Genomic DNA, 6,860 nt, shown 5'->3' on the forward strand with positions numbered 1-6,860 from the left:
ACAGATCTGTTCGATGCCGCCACGGTGGAGCGGATGCTGGGTTGGCTGCAGCGCCTGGTGCAGGCGGCGGCCACCGAACCGAGCCTGCCCCTGCACTCGATCCCGATGCTCGATGAGGCCGAGCGTCGCAAGATGCTGACGGAGTGGAATGACACTGCTCATGCGGTGCCTGATGCGACGTTGGTGAGTCTGTTTGAGGAGCAGGTGCGGCGTTCGCCGGATGCGGTGGCGGTGGTGTTTGAGGGTGAGCAGGTTTCGTATGCGGAGTTGAATGTTCGGGCGAATCGTTTGGCGCGTGTGTTGGTGGTGCGGGGTGCTGGTCCGGAGTCGTTGGTGGCGGTGGCGGTGGCGTTGCCGCGTTCGGTGGAGCTGGTTGTGGCTTTGCTGGCGATTCTGAAGTCTGGTGCTGCCTATCTGCCGGTGGATCCGGAGTATCCGCCTGACCGTATCGAGTTCATGCTGGCCGATGCCGCTCCGGCGTGTGTGATCACCACCTCCGATGTCATGGCGGATCTGCCGCAGACGGCTGATGCGTTTGTGGTGGTGGATGACCGGCAGTTTGTGGGTGAGGTGTCGGCGTATGCGGGCGCGGATCTGGGTGTCGCATTGGGTTCGGAGAGTCCGGCGTATGTGATCTTTACTTCGGGTTCGACGGGTCGTCCGAAGGGCGTTGTCGTCTCGCATGCGGGGATTGTGAACCGTCTGTTGTGGATGCAGGACCGGTTCGGTCTTGACGCTGATGATCGTGTGTTGCAGAAGACCCCGTCGGGTTTCGATGTCTCGGTGTGGGAGTTCTTCTGGCCGCTTGTGGTGGGTGCGGGTCTGGTGGTGGCACGGCCGGGTGGTCATCGTGATCCGGCATATGTGGCAGGCCTGATTGCCTCGGCTGGTGTGACGACGGTGCATTTTGTGCCGTCGATGCTGGCGGCGTTCGTGGCGGAGCCGTCGGCTGCCGGCTGTGTGGGGCTGCGTCGGGTGGTGTGTTCGGGTGAGGCGCTGCCGGCGGAGGTGGTCCAGCGGTTCTTCACCCTGCTGGACGGGGTCGGGCTGTTCAACCTTTACGGCCCCACTGAGGCGTCGGTGGACGTGTCGTGGTGGGAATGTGTCCCGGGCGCGGGGTCGGTGCCGATCGGCCGTCCGGTGTGGAACACCCAGCTGTACGTTCTCGATTCTGCGCTGTCTCCGGTTCCTGCGGGGGTGGCTGGGGAGTTGTATCTGGCTGGTGTTCAGCTGGCACGTGGCTATCTCGGGCGCTCGGGGTTGACCTCGGAGCGGTTCGTGGCGGACCCGTTCGGTCCGGCCGGGTCGCGGATGTATCGCACCGGGGATCTGGCGCGCTGGACCGTCGATGGCGTGGTGGAGTACCTGGGCCGCACCGATGACCAGGTGAAACTCCGCGGCTTCCGCATCGAGTTGGGCGAGATCGAAGCAGTCCTAGCCGGACACGACGCAGTGGCCCAGGTCGCGGTGCTGGCGCGCGAAGACCGCCCCGGCGACAAACGCCTGGTTGCCTACCTCGTCCCTGCCGACAGCTCTGCGGCGCTGGACACCGAGGCGCTGCGCGAGCATCTCAGTGCTGCACTGCCCGACTACATGGTCCCCTCGGCATTCCTAATGTTGGACGCGCTGCCATTGACGTCGAACGGCAAGTTGGACCGCCGCGCCCTGCCGGCGCCGGAGTTCGGTTCTGATCCTGCCGGTCGTGCTCCGCGGACGATGCAGGAGGAGATTCTCTGCTCTCTGTTCGCTGAGGTTCTGGGTGTCGAGTCGGTGTCGATCGATGACAGCTTCTTCGACCTTGGTGGCCATTCGCTGCTGGCTACGCGTCTGGTGAGTCGGGTGCGCTCGGCGCTGGGCGTGGAGCTGGGGCTTCGGGTGCTGTTCGAGGCGCCTACCGTCGCCGGGATCGCAGCACGTCTCGATATGGGTTCTGACACCCGCCGTGTGGCGCTACGTCCGGTGGTGCGTCCGGAGCGGGTGCCGTTGTCGTTTGCGCAGCGTCGGTTGTGGTTCTTGAGCCGACTGGAGGGTCCGTCGGCGACCTACAACATCCCGCTGGTCGTGCGGCTGTCCGGCGATCTGGATCAGGGAGCTTTGAAGGTCGCTCTCGTTGATGTCCTTGCCCGGCATGAGAGTTTGCGGACGGTGTTCCCGCAGGTCGACGGGGAGCCGTTCCAGCAGGTGCTGCCGGTTGATCAGCTTGGCGTGGTGGCGGATCTGGTCATGCAGGACTCCTCGCCGGAGACGGTCGCCGCCGACATCGCCGCTGCGGTGGGTGTGACCTTTGATCTGGGGTCCGATATTCCGGTTCGAGCTTCCTTGCTGCAGGTCAGCCCGCAGGAGTTCGTGTTGGTGGCGGTGGTGCATCACGTTGCTGGTGATGGTTGGTCGCTGGGGCCGTTGGCGCGGGATTTGGCTGCTGCCTATACGGCTCGTGTCGGTGGTGGGGCGCCGGAGTGGGAGCCGTTGCCGGTGCAATACGCGGACTACACCCTGTGGCAGCGGGAACTGCTCGGCGATGAGAACGGCCCCGACAGTGTCTACTCCCAGCAGATCGGCTTCTGGCGAGACGCTCTGTCTGGTGCTCCGGATCAACTGGAGCTGCCGTTCGATCGCCCTCGCCCGGCGGTGTCGTCCTACCGCGGGGGTCGCGCATCTGTGGTCTGGGATGGCGAGCTGCATGCTGGTCTGCTGCGGTTGGCCCGCTCGCGCGGTGTCAGCGTGTTCATGGTGGTGCAGGCTGCTGTGGCCGCGTGGCTATCGCGGATGGGTGCGGGTACCGACATTCCCATCGGCACTGCTGTCGCCGGCCGCCTGGATGAGGCGCTGGATGACCTGGTCGGGTTCTTCGTGAACACGTTGGTCTTGCGGACTGATGTGTCCGGCGATCCAACATTCGCAGAGCTCATCGATCGTGTCCGCGACGCCGATCTGTCGGCGTTCGGGCATCAGGATGTGCCCTTCGAGCGCCTGGTCGAGGTGTTGAACCCGGCCCGTTCGATGGCGCGGCATCCGCTGTTCCAGGTGATGCTGTCCTTCCAGAACGCACCGGCCGCCGACTTGGCCATGCCGGGCCTGGAAGTGCAGCTGGAGCCGGCACAGGTCGGCACAGCGAAGTTCGACCTCTCCTTGGGCTTGGGCGAGTCCTTCACCGCCGGCGGCGAGCCGGATGGGATTGTCGGAACGCTCGAGTTCGCCACGGATCTGTTTGACGCCGCCACCGTGGAGCGGATGCTGAGCTGGCTGCAGCGCCTGGTGGAGGCGGTGGTCGCCGACCCGAGCCGGCCCCTGCGCGCGATCCAGATCCTGGACGAGGCCGAGGCCCGACAACTGGTGTCCGGGAACACCGACTTGGTTCAGCCGGTGGTCGATACAACCCTCGTGGAGCTGTTCGAGGAGCAGGTGCGGCGTTCGCCGGAGGCCGTTGCGGTCGTGTTCGAGGATGAGCAGGTCTCGTATGCGGATGTGAATGCTCGGGCGAATCGTCTGGCGCGTGTGCTGGTGGCGCGGGGTGCTGGTCCGGAGTCGCTGGTCGCGGTGGCGTTGCCGCGTTCGGTGGAGCTGGTCGTGGCTTTGCTGGCCGTTCTCAAATCCGGTGCGGCGTATTTGCCGGTGGATCCGGATTATCCGGCGGATCGTATCGGGTTCATGCTGTCTGACGCCTACCCGGTGTGTCTGTTGACTGATTCGGTCTCGCAGGCGGAGTTGTCGGCCAAGGGTGTGGTTGGGCCTGCGTCGTTGGTTCTGGATGGTGTTGAGCTGCGGGCGGAGTTGGCGGGGTGCTCGGGTGCGGATCTTGTCGATGGGGAGCGTCTGGGCGCGGTGGGTGCTGGTTGTCCGGCGTATGTGATTTATACGTCTGGTTCGACGGGGCGTCCGAAGGGTGTGGTGGTTGAGCATCGTCAGGTGGTGCGGTTGTTCGCCTCGACGGATGCGTGGTTTGGGTTTGGTGCTGGTGATGTGTGGACGTTGTTCCATTCGTATGCGTTTGATTTCTCGGTGTGGGAGTTGTGGGGTCCGTTGTTGTTCGGCGGGCGGTTGGTGGTGGTGCCGTTCTCGGTGAGTCGGTCGCCGGGGGAGTTTTTGGATCTGTTGGTGCGTGAGCGGGTGACGGTGTTGAACCAGACGCCGTCGGCGTTTTTCCAGTTGATGGCTGCGGATCAGGATGATCTGGTTCGTGGTGGCGGGTTGGCGTTGCGGTATGTGGTGTTCGGTGGTGAGGCGCTGGATCTGGGCCGGTTGGCTTCGTGGTATGTGCGTCATGGTGTGGATGGTCCGTCGTTGGTGAACATGTATGGGATCACTGAGACGACGGTGCATGTGACGTATTCGGTGCTTGATGAGGTGATGTGTGTTGCGGGGGCGGGGAGCCGGATCGGTCATGGGATTCCGGATCTTCGGGTGTATGTGTTGGATGGTGGGTTGCAACCGGTTCCGGTGGGTGTTGCCGGGGAGATGTATGTGGCTGGTGCGGGGTTGGCCAGGGGGTATTTGGGTCGTTCTGGTTTGACGTCGGAGCGGTTTGTGGCGGATCCGTTCGGCCCGGCCGGCTCGCGGATGTATCGCACTGGTGACTTGGCGCGGTGGTGCGCTGATGGTGATTTGGAGTATCTGGGCCGTAGCGATGACCAGGTGAAGGTTCGGGGTTTCAGGATCGAGCTGGGTGAGATCGAGGCGGTTCTGGCCGGAGACGCTGCGGTGTCTCAGGTTGCGGTGCTGGCGCGGGAGGACCGGCCCGGTGACAAGCGCCTGGTGGCCTATGTCGTTGCCGCCGCTGAAGACGGCGTGGATGTGTCGGTGTTGCGGGAGCGTGCGGCCCGGTTGTTGCCGGATTACATGGTGCCGTCGGCGTTTGTGGTGTTGGGGGCGCTGCCGCTGACTGTGAACGGGAAGTTGGATCGTCGTGCTCTGCCGGTGCCGGAGTTCGGTGGTGCTGTGGATGGTCGTGGGCCGCGGACTGTTCGTGAGCGGTTGTTGTGTGAGGCTTTTGCTGAGGTTTTGGGCTTGGAGAAGGTTGGTATTGATGACAACTTCTTTGAGTTGGGTGGTCATTCGCTGCTTGTGGTGTCGTTGGTGGAGGTGTTGCGGCAGCGTGGTGTTGTGGTGTCGGTGCGGGCGTTGTTTCAGGCTCCGACGCTGGCGGGGGTTGCGGCGGTGGCTGGTGATGAGGCGGTTGCGGTTCCGGCAAATCTGATTCCTGACGACGCTCAGGTGATGACGCCGGAGATGCTGCCGCTGGTTGAGCTGTCGCAGGCGGAGATTGACCGCATCGCGGAGACGGTCCCCGGCGGCGTGCCCAATATCGCTGACATCTATCCGTTGGCGCCGTTGCAGGAAGGTATTTTCTTCCATCATCTGATGGCGGCGGGTTCTGGTGCTGATGCCTATGTCCTGCCGACAGTCCTCGATTTTGATTCCCGTGATCGGCTTGATGAGTTCGTGCGGGTGTTGCAGCAGGTGGTGGATCGTCACGACATTCTGCGGACCGCGGTGGTCTGGGAAGGTATTGCGGAGCCGGTTCAGGTGGTCGTGCGCCAGGCGGAGATACCTGTCCGGGAAGTAGTGCTTGATGCTGCCTTGTCGGCCGACGACGTGGTCCCGGCGATGCTGGCTGCCGCGGGTTCGGTGATGGATGTCTCGCAGGCGCCGTTGATCCGGCTGACGGTGACGGAGCGGCCGGGGGCGGCCTCGGGCTGGGTGGGTCTTCTTCAAGTTCATCACCTGATTCAGGACCACACCGCTCTTGAAGTGTTGTTCGGTGAGATCCAGGCGTTCTGGGCCGGGCATGAGCGGTTGCTGCCGGAGCCGTTGCCGTTCCGCGATTTCGTGGCGCAGGCGCGGCTTGGCGTCTCGCGGGAGCGTCAGGAGGCCTTCTTCACCGAGTTGCTGGGCGCGGTCACTGAGCCGACTGCGCCGTTCGGTGTGCTGGACGTGCAAGGTGATGGCACCGATGTGCGGGAGTCCCGTCTGGTCCTCGATCCCGCTGTCGCATCTGGAGTCCGGCGTGCGGCTCAGCGTCTTGGGGTGAGTGCTGCGGCGTTGTTGCATGTGGCGTTCGCGCGGGTGGTGGCTGCCACCTCTGGTCGTGAGGACGTGGTGTTCGGCACCGTGTTGTTCGGCCGGATGCAGGCTGGCGCTGGTGCTGATCGCGTACCGGGTCTGTTCATGAACACTCTGCCGGTACGGTTCGAGGTCGGCGGCATTGGTGTTGGTGAGGCTGCGGGCCGGATGCATGCGAGTCTGGCCGAGTTGCTGGCGTTCGAGCACACCCCGTTGGCGCTGGCGCAGCGTGTGTCTGGGGTGGCTTCCGGGTCTCCGCTGTTCACGGCGCTGTTCAACTACCGCCACAGTCCCGGAGCGGACGGCACGTCGGTTGCCTCGGACAGCGGCCTGGAAGGCCTCTACAACATCGACCAGGCAAACGTGACCGTCGTTGACGGTGTCGAGCTGCTCTACGCGCATGAGCGGACGAACTATCCGTTGATGGTTGCCGTCGACGACGCGGGCACCGGTGCCGGGTTCGCGGTCTCGGTGCAGTGTGTCGCGCCGATCGACCCTCACTCGGTCGCTTCGCTGATGCGGACTGCGGTGTCTGCGTTGGTTGCCGGTTTGGAAGATGATCCCGACCTTGCGCTGCGGTCGGTTGCGGTGCTGGATGATGCGGCGTTGACCGAGCTGTTGGTCGACAACAACGACACTGCTTACCCGCTGCCTGATGCGACTCTTGTCGGTTTGTTTGAGGAGCAGGTGCGTCGTTCGCCGGATGCGGTGGCGGTGGTGTTCGAGGGTGAGCAGGTTTCGTATGCGGAGTTGAATGTTCGGGCGAATCGTTTGGCGCGGTTGCTGGTGGCGCGGGGTGC

At 64.1% G+C, this 6,860-nt stretch carries 1 protein-coding gene; it reads left to right on the forward strand.

Annotation, left to right across the window (positions count from 1 at the left end):
• Positions 1-6,860, forward strand: a 6,860-nt coding sequence (locus IZR01_RS47155) for a non-ribosomal peptide synthetase (RefSeq protein ID WP_194927654.1), incomplete at both ends; no start/stop codon positions are given.

The organism is Catenulispora pinisilvae (assembly GCF_015356865.1).
Taxonomy (GTDB): domain Bacteria; phylum Actinomycetota; class Actinomycetes; order Streptomycetales; family Catenulisporaceae; genus Catenulispora; species Catenulispora pinisilvae.